We start from the raw sequence: 15,760 nt of genomic DNA, 5'->3' as shown, positions 1-15,760 counted from the left end.
GGGTCGCCCTCCGCGTCCGCCTCGCCGCTGTCCGGCGGCGGTGACCCACCCACGTCCTCGATCGCGGGAACGTGGCTCACGCACCGCCACCGTACGGCGCGTCGTGCCGCGACTCGCCCGGGAGCGGTGAGCCAGCCACATTCCTGTGCGCACGACCGTGGCTCACGCACCGCCGTACGACGTGTCGTGCCGCGCCTCGCCCGGGAGCGGTGAGCCACCCACGTTCTCGCGCGCATGAGTGTGGCTCACGCACCGCCGTACGACGTGTCGTGCCGCGACTCGCCCGGGAGCGGTGAGCCACCCACGTTCTCGCGCGCAGGACTGTGGCTCACGCACCGCCGTACGACGTGTCGTGCCGCGACTCGCCCGGGAGCGGTGAGCCACCCACGTTCTCGCGCGTAGGAGTGTGGCTCACGCACCGCCACGGGGGTACGGCGCTGCGCACCTCTCAGGGCAGGCGGGACGCGGCGGCCTCGTCGAGCCACCACACGGTCTCGTCGCCGTGGACGCCGCGGGCCGGCGTCTCGGCGACCGATCCCTCCTCGGCCAGGGCCCGGGCGACCGCGTCGGCCTTGCCCTCGCCGCTGGCGATGAACCAGACCGCGCGGCAGCGCTCCATCGCCTCGAAGGTGAGCGTCACCCGGTCAGGCGGCGGCTTGGGGGAGTCGTGGACGGCGACGGCGATGGCGTCGCGAGCCTCGAGCCCCGGGTGGCCGGGGAACAGGGAGGCGCAGTGCCCGTCGGGGCCGATGCCGAGCATCAGCACCTCGAAGAAGCCGGCCCCCTCCGAGCGCAGGGTCGCGCTGTAGGCGGCGGCCGCGTCCTCCGCGGTCGCGACCTGGTCGCTCGCCGGCACCTCGTGGACGCGGGCGGGGTCGACCGGCACGTGGTCCAGCAGCGCCTCGCGGGCCTGACGGGCGTTGCGGTCGGACGAGTCGGCCGGCACGAACCGCTCGTCGCCCCACCAGAACACGACCCGGGACCAGTCGAGCGACGAGTCGCCTGCGCGCCGCGCGAGCTCGCGGTGCAGGTCGTCGGCGATCGTGCCGCCGGTGAGGCCGATCTGCGGCACCTCGCCCCGCTCCTGCGCGGCCGAGAGCCGCTCGATCAGCGCGGTGGCGACGTCGCCGACGAGCGTGTCGGAGTCGGCGTGCCGACGGACCTCGGGAGTGCTCACGTGGTGCTCCTCAGCTTGACCAGCCGCTTCGCCGTACGCGCGTAGACGTCGTCCTCGTCGAGGCGGCGCAGCTCCTCGGACAGCAGGGCGGGCACCTCGCGTCGCTTCAGCGCGACCGGCCGGTCGGGACGGTTGGGGGAGGTGAAGGTCGCCAGGCGGCCGTCGGCACGCGAGATGGTGATCGGTCCCTCGCGGGTGTCCATCGTGACCTCGGTGATGCCGGGACCCTCGGAGGTGTGCCGTTCGACGGCGACGTGCAGCCGGTCGGCGAGCCAGGCGACGAGCAGGTCGGCGCTCGGGCTGATCCGCTCGGCGGTGACGGAGGCGCCGATGACGGTGAGGGGGTGCTGGTCGAGCGCGGCTGCGAGGAGGGCGCGCCACGGAGTCAGGCGGGTCCAGCTCAGGTCGGTGTTGCCGGGCGCGTAGGAGCGGCACTGGTGCAGCATCGCGGTGGACTTGCCGCGGGTGACGCCGGCCGAGTCGGTAATGCGCCTCTTGGCCAGGGCGCCGAGCGGGTCGCTGGCCGGGTCGTCGGGCGGCGAGGTGGGCCACCAGATCGCCACGGGGGAGTCGGGCAGCAGCAGCGGGAGCACGACGGACTCGGCGTGCTTGACCACCTCGCCCTTGAGCCGGATCAGGGCGGTCTCGCCGCCCCAGCCGTCCCCGCTGCCGACCTGGGCGTTGACCTGGCCGGCCCCGCGGCCGTCGCCGAGGATCACGCCGAGCACGCGCGACGGGTGCTCGTGCGAGGCTCGCTGTGCGGCCTTCATCGCCTCGACGGCGTCGTCCTCGGGGGTGACGATGATCAGGGTCATCACCATGCCCATGGCCGGGCTGCCGGCGCGCGTGCGCGAGCGGACGAACTCCGCGGCGATCTTGGACGAGGTGGTGTCGATGAGCTCGATCATTACGGCCTCCTCCAGGTGCGTCCGGACCGCGCGAGCATCGCGTCGGCGGACGGCGGACCCCACGTCCCGGCGTCGTAGGTGTCGGGCTTCCCCTTCTTCGCCCAGTGCTCGATGACCGGGTCGAGCAGCTTCCAGGAGAGCTCGACCTCCTCGTGCTGCGGGAACAGCGGCGGGTCGCCGAGCAGGACGTCGAGGATCAGTCGTTCGTACGCCTCGGCGCTGGCCTCGGTGAAGGAGCCGCCGTAGGCGAAGTCCATGTTGACGTCGCGGATCTCCATCGCGGTGCCGGGCACCTTGGAGCCGAACCGCATGGTCAGGCCCTCGTCGGGCTGCACCCGGATCACCAGCGCGTTCTGCGTCAGCTCCTCGGTGGCCGTGGAGGTGAAGGGCAGGTGCGGCGCGCGCTTGAAGACGACCGCGACCTCGGTGACGCGCCGGCCGAGCCGCTTGCCGGTGCGCAGGTAGAACGGGACGCCGGCCCACCGGCGGGTCTCGACCTCGACGGTGATCGCGGCGAACGTCTCGGTTGCCGACGTCGTGGCGATCCCCTCCTCGTCCAGGAAGCCGATGACCTTCTCGCCGCCCTGCCAGCCGGCGGCGTACTGCCCCCGAGCCGTGGTCGTGTCGAGACGGCGGGGGAGCACGGCGGAGGCGAGCACCTTCTGCTTCTCGAGGCGCAGGCTCTCGGCGTCGAAGGCGATCGGCTCCTCCATGGCGACCAGCGCCATCAGCTGGAGCAGGTGGTTCTGGATGACGTCGCGGGCGGCGCCGATGCCGTCGTAGTAGCCCGCGCGGCCGCCGATGCCGATGTCCTCGGCCATCGTGATCTGCACGTGGTCGACGTAGTTGGAGTTCCAGATCGGCTCGAACATGTTGTTGGCGAAGCGCATCGCCAGGATGTTCTGGACCGTCTCCTTGCCGAGGTAGTGGTCGATGCGGAAGATCTCGTCGGGCTCGAACACACCGGCCAGCACGTCGTTGAGCTCGCGGGCCGAGGCGAGGTCGTGGCCGAACGGCTTCTCCACGACGACCCGGCGCCAGTGGTCGGCGGTGCCGTCGGCGAGGCCGTGCTCCTCGAGCTGGCCGACGACGGTGCCGAAGAAGGCCGGCGGGATGGCGAGGTAGAACGCCATGTTGCCGCCGGTGCCGCGCAGCTGGTCGAGCTCCTCGACCGTGCGCCGCAGGTTGTCGAAGGCGACGTCGTCGTCGAAGTTGCCCGGCACGAACCGGAACCCCTCGGAGAGCTGCTTCCACACCTCCTCGCGGAACGGCGTGCGCGCGTGCTCCTTGACCGCGTCGTGCACGATCTGGGCGAAGTCCTGGTCGGCCCAGTCACGACGGGCGAAGCCGACGAGGCTGAACCCCGGCGGCAGGAGCCCGCGGTTGGCGAGGTCGTAGATCGCCGGCATCACCTTCTTGCGCGACAGGTCGCCGGTCACGCCGAAGAGCACCAGGCCCGACGGGCCGGCGATCCGGGGCAGGCGGCGGTCCTGGGGATCGCGCAGCGGGTTGGTCGAGCCGGAGGGTGGGGTCACTGTCGCCGTTCCCGGTAGTAGGTGATCAGGGCCTGCGTCGAGGCGTCCTGCTCGGCGAGCACGCCGGCGTCGCCACCGACGGCCGGCGTGAGCGCCTGGGCGAGCTGCTTGCCGAGCTCGACGCCCCACTGGTCGAAGCTGTCGATGCCCCACACCACGCCTTCGACGAACGTCAGGTGCTCGTAGAGCGCGATCAGCTGGCCGAGCACACCGGGCGTCAGGGCCGGCGCCATGATCGAGGTGGTGGGCCGGTTGCCCTCGAAGACCCGCGCCGAGACGATCGCCTCGTCGGTGCCCTCGGCGCGCACCTCGTCGGCGGTCTTGCCGAAGGCCAGCGCCTTGGTCTGGGCGAAGAAGTTGGCCAGGAACAGCTCGTGCACGTCCACGTCGCCGTCGGTCAGCGGGTAGGCGGGGTTGGCGAACGCGATGAAGTCCGCCGGGACGAGCTGGGTGCCCTGGTGGATCAGCTGGTAGAACGCGTGCTGACCGTTGGTCCCGGGCTCGCCCCAGAAGACCTCGCCGGTCTCGGTGGTGACGGGGCTCCCGTCCCAGCGCACGCTCTTGCCGTTGGACTCCATCGTGAGCTGCTGGAGATAGGCCGGGAAGCGGTGCAGCAGCTGGGAGTAGGGCAGCACCGCGTGGGTGGCCGCGCCGAGGAAGTTGTGGTGCCAGACGTTGACCAGCCCCATCAGCACCGGGACGTTGCTCGCGGACGGCGCCGTGCGGAAGTGCTCGTCCATCGCGTGGAAGCCGGCCAGCAGCTCGGCGAACCGCTCCGGTCCGAGCGCGACGACCAGCGACGTGCCGATCGCCGAGTCCAGGGAGTAGCGGCCACCGACCCAGTCCCAGAAGCCGAACGCGTTGTCGGGGTCGATCCCGAAGTCGGCGACCTTGTCCAGCGCGGTCGACACCGCCACGAAGTGCTTCGCCACCGCCTCCGACGCGTCCTGGCCCGCGAGGCCGTCGAGCAGCCAGGCCTTGCACAGCCGGGCGTTGGTCAGCGTCTCGAGGGTGCCGAACGTCTTGCTCGACACGATGAACAGCGTCGAGGCCGGGTCGAGGCCCTGCAGCGTCCGGGCCGCGTCCGTCGGGTCGATGTTGCTGATGAATCGACACTCCAGCCCGTCCATGACGTACGGCGCCAGCGCCTCGTACGCCATCACGGGACCGAGGTCCGAGCCACCGATCCCGATGTTGACCACCGTCCGGATCCGCTCGCCCGTGACACCGGTCCACTCCCCGGAGCGCACCTTCGTCGCGAACGCGTAGACCCGGTCGAGGACCTCGTGCACGTCGGCGATCGCGTCCTGCCCGTCGACGGTCAGCGACGCCGAGGCGGGCGCGCGCAGGGCCGTGTGCAGCACGGCGCGGTCCTCGGTGACGTTGATGTGCTCGCCGGCGAACATCGCGTCGCGCCGGGCGGCGAGGCCGACCTCGTCGGCCAGCGCCAGCAGGGCGTCGAGGACGTCGTCGTTGACGAGGTTCTTCGACAGGTCGACGTACAGGTCGGCGGCCGTGAACGTCAGCCGCGACGCGCGGTCGGGGTCCTCCGCGAAGGACGCCCGGAGGTCGGGTGCGAAGTCGCGGCCCAGCTCGGAGAGCCGCGACCACGCAGCGGTGGACGTGGCGTCGACCGGGGCCGCGCTCACGACTCCTCGCCGGCGCCCTCGAGCTGGCCGCGGACGGTGTCGAGGAGCTCGTTCCACGAGGTGACGAACTTCTCGACGCCCTCGGCCTCAAGGGTCGCGATGACGTCGTCGTAGTCGATGCCGGCGGCGGCCAGCGACGCCATCGTCGCGCTGGCGTCGTCGTACATCGTCGTCACCTGGTCGCCCTTGACCTCACCGTGGTCGGCGAAGGCCTCCATGGTCTTCTCGGGCATCGTGTTGACGGTGTCGGGCACGACGAGGTCGGTGACGTACATCGTGTCGCGGTAGTCGGGGTTCTTGACGCCGGTCGAGGCCCACAGGGGCCGCTGCTTGTGGGCGCCGGCATCGGCGAGGGCCTGCCAGCGCGGACCCGAGAAGAACTCCTCGAACGCCTGGTAGGCCAGCCGGGCGTTGGCCACGCCCGCCCGGCCGAAGAGCTCCTGGTCGGCGCCGAGCTCCTCGAGGCGCTTGTCGATCTCGGTGTCGACCCGGGAGACGAAGAACGACGCCACCGAGTGGATCTTCGACAGGTCGAGACCGTTCTCGCGGGCCTTCTCCAGCCCGGCGACGTACGCCTCCATCACGCCCTGGTAGCGCTCGAGGCCGAAGATCAGCGTGACGTTGACGCTGATGCCCTCCCCGAGCACGTCGCTGATCGCCGGCGCGCCCTCGGTCGTGGCGGGGATCTTGATCAGGAGGTTCTCCCGGTCGACCGCCTTCCAGAGGTCCTTCGCGGACGCGATGGTGGCGTCGGTGTCGTTGGCCAGCGTGGGGGAGACCTCGATCGAGACGCGGCCGTCGACGCCGTGGGTGAGGTCGAAGACCGGCTTCAGGACGTCGCAGGCGCTCCGCACGTCGCCGGTGGTGAGCTGGAAGACGGTGGTGTCGACGTCGGCGCCCGACTTCGCGAGGTCGCGGACCTCGGCGTCGTAGCGCTCGCCGTCCTTCAGCGCGGCCGCGAAGATCGAGGGGTTGGTGGTGACGCCCACGACCGACGAGGAGCTGACGAGGTCGGCGAGGTTGCCGGTCTCGATCCGCTCGCGGGACAGGTCGTCGAGCCAGATGGAGACTCCGGCTTCGGACAGTGCGGTGAGGCGGTCAGACATGTGCATTCCTCCTGGGGAGCGGTGGTTCGAACGTCTGGTGATGGGCCTGCTGCTGGATCACGCGCGTACGGCGGCGACGCTGTCGCGTGCGGCGTCGGCCACGGCCGCGGCGGTGATGCCGAACTCGGTGTAGATGCGCTGGTAGTCGGCCGACGCGCCGTAGTGCTCGATCGAGACGATGCGGCCGTGGTCGCCCACCAGCTCGCGCCAGCCCTGCTTGATGCCGGCCTCCACCGAGACGCGCGCCTTGACGGTGGGCGGCAGGACGGTGTCGCGGTAGGCGACGTCCTGGTCCTCGAACCACTCGAGGCAGGGCATCGACACGACGCGGGCGTCGATGCCGTCGGCGGCGAGCAGGGTGCGCGCCTCGACCGCGAGCTGGACCTCCGAGCCCGTGCCGATGAGCACGACGTCGGGGGTGCCCTTCTCGGAGTCGAGCAGGACGTAGGCGCCGCGCGCGACGCCCTCGGTCGACCCGAACCCGTCGGTGCCGCGCGGGAAGACGGGAACGTTCTGTCGGGTGAGGGCCAGGGCGGCCGGCCGGTCCGTGTGGCCGAGCACGGTCTGCCAGGCGGCAACGGTCTCGTTGGCGTCGGCCGGGCGGACGACGTCGAGGCCCGGGATGGCCCGCAGCGCCGCGAGGTGCTCGATCGGCTGGTGGGTGGGGCCGTCCTCGCCGAGGCCGATGGAGTCGTGGGTCCACACGTACGTCACCGGCAGCTTGCTCAGGGCCGCGACCCGCACGGCGCCGCGCATGTAGTCGGAGAAGGTGAGGAAGGTGCCACCGAAGACGCGGGTGAGCCGGTCGGCCGCGATGCCGTTCATGATCGCGCCCATGCCGTGCTCGCGGATGCCGAAGTGCAGCACGCGTCCGGCGTAGGGGTCGGTGCTCCACTCGCCGACCTCCGCGACGGCAGGCCCGACGGACGGGGCGCTGGTGATCGTGGTGTTGTTGGAGCCGGCCAGGTCGGCCGAGCCGCCCCACAGCTCCGGCAGCACCGGGGCGAGGGCGTTGATGACCTTGCCGGACGCCGAGCGGGTGGCGACGCCCTTCTCGTCGGCGTCGAAGCTCGGCAGCGCGTCGGCGAGGTCGGCCGGCAGCTCGCGCCGCTTCAGGCGGTGCAGCAGCTCGGCCGCGTCGGCGTGCTCCGCCGCCCACGCGGCGTACTTCTCGTCCCACTCGGCGCCCAGGGCGGCGCCACGCTCGCGCAGCTCACGGGTGTGCTCGAGCACGCCGGGCGGGACCTCGAAGGTCTGCTCGGGGTCGAAGCCCAGGACCTCCTTGGTGGCGGCGACCTCGTCGGCGCCCAGGGCGCTGCCGTGGGCGGCCTCGGTGCCCTGCGCGTTGGGGGCGGGCCAGGCGATGACGGTGTCGAGGACGATCAACGAGGGCCGGTCGTCGACGTCGTGCGCCGCGCGGACGGCGTCGTGGAGGGCGGGGACGTCCTCGACGTACTTCTTGCCGCCGTTGGTCCAGTCGACGGTCTGGACGTGCCAGCCGTAGGCCTCGTAGCGGGCGGCGACGTCCTCGGTGAACGCGATGTCGGTGTCGCCCTCGATCGAGATGCGGTTGCGGTCGTAGATGACCGTGAGGTTGCCCAGCTTCTGGGTGCCGGCGATCGAGCTGGCCTCCGAGCTGATGCCCTCCTGCAGGTCGCCGTCGGAGGCGAGGGCGTAGACCTGGTGGTCGAAGAGGCTCTGGCCGGGGGCGGCGCCCGGGTCGAGCAGGCCGTGCACACGACGACCCGAGAGCGCCATGCCGACGGCGTTCCCGACGCCCTGGCCGAGGGGGCCGGTGGTCACCTCGACGCCGACGGTGTGGCCGAGCTCGGGGTGGCCGGGGGTCTTGGAGCCCCAGGTCCGCAGCGCCTTGAGGTCGTCGAGCTCGAGGCCGAAGCCACCGAGGAAGAGCTGGGTGTAGAGGGTGATCGAGGAGTGGCCGCACGAGAGGACGAAGCGGTCACGCGCGACCCACTCGGGGTCGGCCGGGTCGTGACGCATCACCTTCTGGAACAGCATGTAGGCCACCGGGGCCAGGCTCATCGCCGTGCCGGGGTGGCCGTTGCCGACCTTCTGGACCGCGTCCATCGCGAGGACGCGGGCCGTGTCCACGGCCTTGTCGTCGAGTTCGTTCCAGTCCAGCTCGGGCAGCGAGGAGCTCACAGTGGTCCTTGTCTTTCGGGGAGGCCGTTCGGGGAGGCACGGGCACGTCCGAGCCTACTCACGTCGCGGGCTAGACTCGACCCCGCTCCAGTTCCCCTTCCCTGAGGTTTCATACCGTGTCGCAAGCTGGCCGTCCGGCCTCCGCCGCCGAGCCGTCGGCACCCCTCGGGAGCACGGAGGAGCCGGTCGGTCGCGCGTCCTTCAGAGACGTCGTCGCGGCGTACGTCGGTCTCACCAAGCCGCGCGTCATCGAGCTGCTGCTCCTGACGACCGTGCCGGTGATGTTCTTCGCCGAGCGCGGGATCCCGGCCCTCGGCCTCGTGGCCGCCACGGTCCTCGGCGGGGCGCTGTCGGCCGGGTCCGCGTCGGCGTACAACTGCGTCTACGACCGCGACATCGACGAGCAGATGCGACGCACCCGACGGCGTGCGCTGCCGCGGCACATCGTGACGGCGCGGTCGGCGTTGGTGTTCGCGACCGTGCTGGCCGTCCTCTCGACGGTCGTGCTGTGGCTGTGGGTCAACCCGCTCAGCGCCGTGCTGTCGGTGCTCGCCAACGCCTTCTACGTCTTCGTCTACACGATGGTGCTCAAGCGGCGCACCACCCAGAACATCGTGTGGGGCGGGCTCGCGGGCTGCTTCCCGGCGCTGATCGGCTGGACCGCCGTCACCGGCGAGCTGGCCTGGACCCCGGTGATCCTGTTCCTCGTGGTCTTCTTCTGGACGCCGCCCCACACCTGGGCGCTGGCGATCCGCTACCGCGAGGACTACGCCAACGTCGACGTGCCGATGCTGCCCGTCGTGGCGCCGGCCGACGAGGTCGGGCGCCAGATCGTGCTCTACAGCTACGTCATGGTCGCGACCTCGATCGCCCTCTGGCCGATCGCCGGCACGAGCCTGTTCTATCCGGTCGCCGCCGCGGTCCTCGGCGTCGTGTTCCTGGTCGAGGCGCACCGCATGTGGCGTCGGGCGAAGGCCTCCGACGTGTTGAGCGAGATCAACCCGATGCGGTTGTTCCACATGTCCAACCTGTACCTCTCGCTGCTCTTCGTCGCGGTCGCGCTGGACCCCCTGCTCTTCGGCTGAGCCACCCCGGGGGGTGGGCCACCAGGCGTCCACAGGTCCAGACAGGACACTGGTGGTCCACACCTCGGTAACGTCTTGTGCACATCCCTTTGATCCGGTGACCGCGGTCGGGTTCTCTCGTTAGCAGCACGACGGCAGATTGTCCGTCTTTTGCGAAAACAAGACCGGGGGGTCCTGAATAATGAAGTTTTCCGACGCGCCCACGAGCAGGCTGTCATCTGCAGCTGCCGTGGGCCGAGCAGTCTCTGGGGCATTGATCGTCCTGATCGCCAGCCTGCTGGTGGTCGTGGGGCTGGCGAGTCCGTCCAGCGCCCACCACAACACCATCACCGGCTCCGTCGCGTGCCGGACCGAGGGCGGCTGGGCCGTCACGTGGAAGGTCGTCAACAGCGAGTCGGACAAGGCCGAGACGTTCATCGAGTCCAACCGCACGTCCGCGGTGCCCGTCGGCACCGTGCTCGCCCAAGGAGCCACCGGCACCTACTCGGAGGTCCTCACCACGAGGCCCACGGGGGACGTGACCCTGACGCTCAAGGGCAGGTGGAGCAACGGCACGACCGTCGCCAGCTCGGGGACGATCCCGCTCGCCTCCTTCGCGACCGCGTGCACGCCGACGACGCCGACGCCGACGCCGACGCCCACCCCGACGCCGACGCCGACGCCGACGCCGACGCCCACTCCGACGCCCACGCCGACTCCCACCCCGACGCCGACGCCGACTCCGCCGGCCGAGGTCCCCACCACGACCACGACGACGCCGCCGGTCCTGTCGACCGTCGCGGTGCGCGCCAAGGTGAAGGTGCTCGACAAGTGCGGACGGGCGGGCGATGTCTACAAGCCCGTCAAGCGACCCGGGGTCCGCTACTGGGTCAACGGCAAGCAGGTGCCGGCCGGCACGTGGCTGAGGGCCAAGAGCTCGGTCGTCCGGATCAAGGCGACCGCGGCCAAGGCCGACGTCAGCCTCCTGGGCAAGCAGTCCTGGACGGTCACCTTCCGAGCCGCCAAGTGCGCGAAGGCACCGCAGACCTCTCCCAGCACGGGGAAGTGATGCGAGGCGGAGCGCTCGCGGTCGTCGTGACGTGCTTCGCGGTCCTGCTCGGTCAGGGAGCGGCCTCGGCCGCCCCTGACCGAGACCGTCTGCGCATCCCGGAGACCTCGACGAACGCCAAGGTCGTGCGGGTGCCGGCGCGAGCCGGCACGCTGGCCATCGGTTCGGGGCTGACGAACACGGTCTACACCTGGGACCGCGGGGATCCGCCGTGCGACGCGACCGGGTCGACGGTCTACGCCGGGCACGCCTGGCGCTCCGGCCCGGGCACGGCCGACCGGTGGGGGACGCTGCGCCGTGGCGACACCATCCGGCTCGACCGGTGCAGCTTCACGGTGACGCACCGCGAGTTCTGGTCGGCGACGCGGCCCATCGGGCGGCTCTTCAGCGTCTCCGGTCCCGGCCGGATCGTGCTGATCGGCTGCAAGGTGGGGGACTACTCGAAGCGCACGATGGTCTTCGCCCGGCTCACGAACCGCTGACGAGGCCCCTGCTGCGGCCCCTGCTGCGGCCTCTGCTGCGGCCGAGGGTCGTGAGTAGGGTCCACGTGACGGCGGCCGAGACGAGCGCCGCGCCGAGCATGTGCAGGCCGACGAGGACCTCGGGCAGGTCGGTGAAGTACTGCACGAAGCCGAGCAGGCCCTGGGCGAGCTCGAGCGCAAGCAGCCCGCCCGCCGCTCGGGCGACCAGCGCCGCGCCCTGCCGACGAGCCACCAGCGCCAGCCCCAGGGTGAGGGCGACCAGAAGGTAGACCGCGGCAGCGTGCACGTGCGACATCACCTGCGGGTCCAGCCCGGTGCGTCGGGAGTCGAGGTCGCCGGAGTGCGGGCCGCTGCCGGTGACGACGGTCCCGAGGTAGAGCACCACCCAGGCCGCGCCGAAGACCAGCCAGGCCAGCCTCCGCAACCCACCGCCGTCCTCCCGGTCCGGCCCCCGGAGCACGTCGAGGAGGAGCACGCACACCCCGATGATCGCCATCGACACGAGCAGGTGCAGCGACACGATCCACGGGTTGAGGTCGGTGTGGACCGTGATCCCGCCGATGACCGCCTGGGCCGGGATGCCCAGCAGGACGACGGTGGCGATCAGGAACGGCCGCCACGCTCGCGTGCCCCGCCACGACCGGACCAGGTCGATCAGCACGACCACCCAGAGCGCGATCGCCAGCACGACCAGCACGAAGGTCAGCATCCGGTTGCCGAACTCGATGGCGCCGTGGATGCCGAGCTCGCCATGGGCGACGTACGACGCGTCCGTGCAGCGCGGCCACGTCGGGCAGCCGAGTCCGGAACCCGTCAGGCGGACGGCGCCGCCGGTGATGACGATGCCGATGTTGGCGACGAGGTTGGCGACCGCGAGGGGCCACGCCAGACGGTGGACGGCAGACATGTTCGTGTTCATTCCCAACGGAAGGTGCGAGCGGTGAGGACGGTCCCGAGGACCCCCCACACGACGAGTACGGCGAGGGCGGAGGCGTCGAGACGGGCGTCGACGAGCGCGGCGCGCATCGCGTCGCCGAGCGCCGCCGACGGGAGCCACTGGATGACGGCCGACGCAGCGCCGTACGACGAGGTCGGGAGCACGACGCCACCGCCGGCCATGAGCAGGAGGTAGACGAGGTTGGCCAGCGCGAGGGTCGCCTCGGCACGCAGCAGGCCGGCGACGAACAGGCCCAGCGACGCGAAGGCCCACGTGCCGGCTGCCACGGCGAGGACGGCCGCGGCGATCGACGTCGGCGGGTGGTCGAGGGTCGGCCGCCAGCCGAGCAGGAGCCCGGCCACGACCAGCACGACGAGCTGGAGCGCCACCACGTTGAGCAGCGCGAGGACCTTGCCGAGCAGGAGTCCCGACCGCGGCAGGGGAGAGGCACCGAGGCGCTTGATCACGCCGTAGCGCCGCTCGAATCCTGTCGCGATGGCGATGGAGGTGAACGCGGTCGACATGACCGCGAGGGCGAGCACGCCGGGAGCGAGCACGTCGACCGCCCGGTGCCCGTCGAGGTCGAGACCGACCCGGTCCGCCGCGAGGACCCCGCCGACCAGCACGATCACCGGGATCACGATGGCGAGCAGCAGCTGCTCGCCGTTGCGCAGCATCAGCCGTGCCTCCATGCGCGCCTGCGCGGCGACCTGGCGGGACAGGGTCGCCCCGCCAGGCGCCGGGGCGAAGGTGCCGGTCGGGGTGCTCATCCGGCCAGCTCCCGACCGGTCATGGCGAGGAACACGTCCTCGAGGCTCTGCCGGCCCAGGGCCAGCGACTCGGGCACGACGTCGTGGCCCTCGCACCAGGCCGACACGACGCGCAGCGTGGTGCCGTCGGCCGGGCCGGCGATCAGCATGCTGCGCTCGTCGAGCTGGGTGACCTGTGTGCCGGGGCCGAGGTCGGCCGCGAGCGACTCGGGCGCGCCTTCGGGGAACGGGCGGGTGACGACCAGCCGGATCGTCGCGGTGTGGCCGCCGCTGGTGAGCTCGGTCGGCGTCCCCGAGGCGATCAGCCGTCCCCGGTCGATGATGTGGACCTGGTCGGCGAGGTGCTCCGCCTCGTCCATGTGGTGGGTGGTGAGGACGACGGTCACGCCGTCGCCCCGGACCTCCTCGAGCAGCTCCCAGGTCGTGCGCCGGGCCTGCGGGTCCATGCCGGCGGTGGGCTCGTCGACGAAGACCAGCTCGGGTCGCCCGACCAACGCCATGGCCAGGCCCAGGCGCTGCTGCTGGCCGCCGGAGAGGCGGCGGTAGGGGGTGCGGCCGCAGTCGGCGAGACCGAGCCGGTCGCGCAGCATCGCGGTGTCGAGCGGGTGGGCGTGCAGCGCCGCCACGTGGTCGAGCATCTCCATCGCCCGCACCCCGCTCCACGCCCCGCCAGCCTGCAGCATCACGCCCACGCGGGGCAGCAGCTCGCGGCGTTGGCGGTGCGGGTCGAGGCCCAGCACCCGGACGGAGCCCGCTTGGGGTCGCCGGTAGCCCTCGCACGTCTCGAGGGTGGTGGTCTTGCCGGCCCCGTTGGGGCCGAGGACCGCCGTGATCGATCCGCGCCCGACCTGGAGGGACAGTCCGTCGACGGCCGTCTTGTCGCCGTACGCCATCACCAGCCCCTGGATGTCGACAGCAGGGGACTCAGCGGGCACGGCGCGAGTCTAGGAGTGACGCGCCAACAAACCGGACGCACCCTGTCCGTGGTGACGGCTAGCGTGACCCACATGACTTCTCCCCATGCCATCGAGGCCGTGGATCTCGTGAAGCGCTTCGGCGAGACCGTGGCCGTCGACGGTGTCTCCTTCGTCGTCCCCGAGGGATCCGTCCTGGGCCTGCTCGGGCCCAACGGCGCGGGCAAGACCACCACCGTCCGGATGATGACCACCCTGACCAGGCCGACCTCGGGCACCGCGCGGGTGGCCGGCCACGACGTCCTGGCCGACCCTGCCGCCGTGCGCCGCTCCATGGGCCTGACCGGCCAGGCGGCGACGGTCGACGAGCTGCTGACGGGCCGGGAGAACCTCCGCCTGATCGGCCAGCTCTACGGCCTCGACGCCGGCTACATCAAGCGAGCCAGCGACGACCTGCTCGAGCGGTTCTCGCTGAGCGAGGCCGGCGACCGCATCGCCAAGACCTACTCCGGCGGCATGCGCCGTCGCCTCGACCTGGCCGTCAGCCTGATCGCGACGCCTCCGGTGCTGTTCCTCGACGAGCCGACGACCGGCCTCGACCCGCGCTCCCGCGTGGAGCTGTGGGAGGTGCTGCGCGAGCTGGTCGAGGACGGGACGACGCTGCTCCTCACCACGCAGTACCTCGAGGAGGCCGACCAGCTGGCCGACAACATCGTGGTGATCGACCACGGCACGGTGATCGCCGAGGGGACGCCGCTGCAGCTCAAGGACCAGTCCGGGGCGGCCGCACTGGTGGTGACGGTCTCCCACGCCGACGACCTGGGCCGGGCCGAGGCGCTGCTGGCGCCGCACGTGAGCGACGTGCACCGCGACCCCGGTGCCCGTCAGCTCACCGCACCGGCGGAGGGGCTGGGCCACATGACGAAGGTGGCGGCCCTCTTCGACGAGAGCGGCATCGTCCTCGACGACATCGGCCTCAAGCGGCCGAGCCTCGACGACGTCTTCCTGCACCTGACCGGCCACCGCGCCGAGGACAACACCGACGCAGACGAGGAGCTCATCTCATGAGCACGATCGAACGCCCGCAGATCCGCGAGACCGGACTGCTCGGACAGTCCGTGTCCATCGCCCGGCGCAACTTCATCCACATCAAGCGCATGCCCGAGATGCTGATGGACGTCACCATCCAGCCGGTGATGTTCGTGCTGCTCTTCGCCTACGTCTTCGGCAGCTCGATCGCCGTCCCCATCGAGGGCGGCTACAAGGCGTTCCTGCTGCCCGGGATCATGGCCCAGACCGTGGCCTTCTCCTCCTTCATCGTCGCGGTCGGCCTCACCGCCGACCTGGAGAAGGGGATCGTCGACCGGATGCGGTCGCTGCCGATCAACCCGGCCGCGGTGCTCGTGGGCCGCTCGTTCTCCAGCGTGGCGCACTCCTCGATCGGGCTGGTGGTGATGTCCCTGACCGGGCTCGCGATCGGCTGGCGGATCCACACCAACATCCTCGAGGCGCTGCTCGGCTACGCCCTCCTCGTCGGCTGGGCCTTCGCGATGATCTGGGTCGGCATCCTGGTCGGCTCGGCGATGCGCTCGGTGGAGGCGGTCAACGGCGTGATGTTCGCGACCATCTTTCCGATCACCTTCCTGGCCAACACGTTCGCCCCGACGGACGGGATGCCCACCTGGCTGCGGTTCGTCGCGGAGTGGAACCCGATCTCGTCGCTGACCCAGGCCGTGCGGGTGCTCTGGGGCAACGACTACCAGCTGGCCGAGGGAGCCGCCTTCCCGATGCACCACCCGGTCCCGTTCACCATCGGCTGGATCGTGCTCCTCACCGCCACCCTCGCGCCGCTGGCGATCCGCACCTTCCGCAACCGCACCGCCGACTGACAGGCCGCGACATCGGGGCGTGGCGGCGCGTGACGCGCGGCACGCCCGGGCCGGGTTAGGGGAACCTTGCTTGAACACGCGGAAGCATTAACGTCAC

At 71.4% G+C, this 15,760-nt stretch carries 14 protein-coding genes; 5 read left to right on the top strand and 9 right to left on the bottom strand.

What is annotated here, in order from left to right; genetic code table 11:
* Positions 1-448: 448 nt before the first annotated feature.
* The 6 genes from pgl to tkt are packed head-to-tail and all read right to left on the bottom strand — an operon-like array spanning position 449 to position 8,538.
* On the bottom strand, positions 449-1,177 hold the full coding sequence (gene pgl / locus C7S10_RS15685) for a 6-phosphogluconolactonase (protein WP_108345387.1): 729 nt from the start codon (positions 1,175-1,177) through the stop codon (positions 449-451).
* Positions 1,174-2,085, bottom strand: coding sequence for a glucose-6-phosphate dehydrogenase assembly protein OpcA (locus tag C7S10_RS15680; protein ID WP_108345386.1), 912 nt, complete (start codon positions 2,083-2,085; stop codon positions 1,174-1,176). Before C7S10_RS15680 ends, pgl begins: the two co-directional genes overlap by 4 nt.
* Complete coding sequence (gene zwf / locus C7S10_RS15675; RefSeq protein ID WP_108345385.1) at positions 2,085-3,620, bottom strand: glucose-6-phosphate dehydrogenase; 1,536 nt, start codon at positions 3,618-3,620, stop codon at positions 2,085-2,087. The genes C7S10_RS15680 and zwf overlap by 1 nt, the downstream gene beginning before the upstream one ends.
* Positions 3,617-5,269 carry a glucose-6-phosphate isomerase gene (gene pgi, locus C7S10_RS15670; protein ID WP_108345384.1) on the bottom strand — a complete coding sequence of 551 codons (1,653 nt, stop codon included), beginning with the start codon at positions 5,267-5,269 and terminating at the stop codon, positions 3,617-3,619. Before pgi ends, zwf begins: the two co-directional genes overlap by 4 nt.
* Complete coding sequence (tal, locus tag C7S10_RS15665) at positions 5,266-6,375, bottom strand: transaldolase (RefSeq protein WP_108345573.1); 1,110 nt, start codon at positions 6,373-6,375, stop codon at positions 5,266-5,268. Before tal ends, pgi begins: the two co-directional genes overlap by 4 nt.
* Before the next feature lie 57 nt (positions 6,376-6,432).
* On the bottom strand, positions 6,433-8,538 hold the full coding sequence (gene tkt, locus C7S10_RS15660; protein ID WP_108345383.1) for a transketolase: 2,106 nt from the start codon (positions 8,536-8,538) through the stop codon (positions 6,433-6,435).
* Between the two features lie 116 nt (positions 8,539-8,654).
* Here tkt and C7S10_RS15655 point away from each other — a divergent pair, with 116 nt between their 5' ends.
* The 3 genes from C7S10_RS15655 (at position 8,655) to C7S10_RS15645 (ending at position 11,153) form a co-directional block, all read left to right on the top strand.
* The gene (locus tag C7S10_RS15655) at positions 8,655-9,623 is read left to right on the top strand and encodes a heme o synthase (protein WP_108345382.1); all 969 of its coding nucleotides are present in this window, start codon (positions 8,655-8,657) and stop codon (positions 9,621-9,623) included.
* Between the two features lie 253 nt (positions 9,624-9,876).
* Positions 9,877-10,671 (top strand): hypothetical protein, encoded by a 795-nt coding sequence (locus tag C7S10_RS22580; RefSeq protein WP_207769406.1) that lies wholly within the window; start codon positions 9,877-9,879, stop codon positions 10,669-10,671.
* On the top strand, positions 10,671-11,153 hold the full coding sequence (locus tag C7S10_RS15645; protein ID WP_108345381.1) for a class F sortase: 483 nt from the start codon (positions 10,671-10,673) through the stop codon (positions 11,151-11,153). The genes C7S10_RS22580 and C7S10_RS15645 overlap by 1 nt, the downstream gene beginning before the upstream one ends.
* Here C7S10_RS15645 and C7S10_RS15640 read toward each other — a convergent pair.
* Genes C7S10_RS15640 through C7S10_RS15630 form a run of 3 tightly spaced genes read right to left on the bottom strand, consistent with a single transcriptional unit; the run spans position 11,140 to position 13,795 of the window.
* Complete coding sequence (locus C7S10_RS15640) at positions 11,140-12,060, bottom strand: COX15/CtaA family protein (RefSeq protein WP_243395412.1); 921 nt, start codon at positions 12,058-12,060, stop codon at positions 11,140-11,142. The two genes, C7S10_RS15645 and C7S10_RS15640, sit on opposite strands and share 14 nt — an antisense overlap.
* A gap of 8 nt (positions 12,061-12,068) precedes the next feature.
* Positions 12,069-12,860, bottom strand: a complete 792-nt coding sequence (locus C7S10_RS15635; RefSeq protein ID WP_108345379.1) for an ABC transporter permease — start codon at positions 12,858-12,860, stop codon at positions 12,069-12,071.
* A complete protein-coding gene (locus C7S10_RS15630; protein WP_165807172.1) occupies positions 12,857-13,795 on the bottom strand; it encodes an ABC transporter ATP-binding protein in 939 nt (312 codons plus the stop codon). Before C7S10_RS15630 ends, C7S10_RS15635 begins: the two co-directional genes overlap by 4 nt.
* 72 nt (positions 13,796-13,867) lie before the next feature.
* Here C7S10_RS15630 and C7S10_RS15625 point away from each other — a divergent pair, with 72 nt between their 5' ends.
* Positions 13,868-14,842 (top strand): ATP-binding cassette domain-containing protein, encoded by a 975-nt coding sequence (locus C7S10_RS15625; protein WP_108345377.1) that lies wholly within the window; start codon positions 13,868-13,870, stop codon positions 14,840-14,842.
* Positions 14,839-15,663 carry an ABC transporter permease gene (locus C7S10_RS15620; RefSeq protein ID WP_108345376.1) on the top strand — a complete coding sequence of 275 codons (825 nt, stop codon included), beginning with the start codon at positions 14,839-14,841 and terminating at the stop codon, positions 15,661-15,663. The genes C7S10_RS15625 and C7S10_RS15620 overlap by 4 nt, the downstream gene beginning before the upstream one ends.
* Positions 15,664-15,760 lie beyond the last annotated feature (97 nt).

The sequence above is a fragment of the Nocardioides currus genome, from assembly GCF_003057875.1.
GTDB classification, from domain to species: Bacteria; Actinomycetota; Actinomycetes; order Propionibacteriales; family Nocardioidaceae; genus Nocardioides; species Nocardioides currus.
Note: the sequence above shows the minus strand (reverse complement) of the source record. Positions and strands in the feature narration are given on the sequence as shown.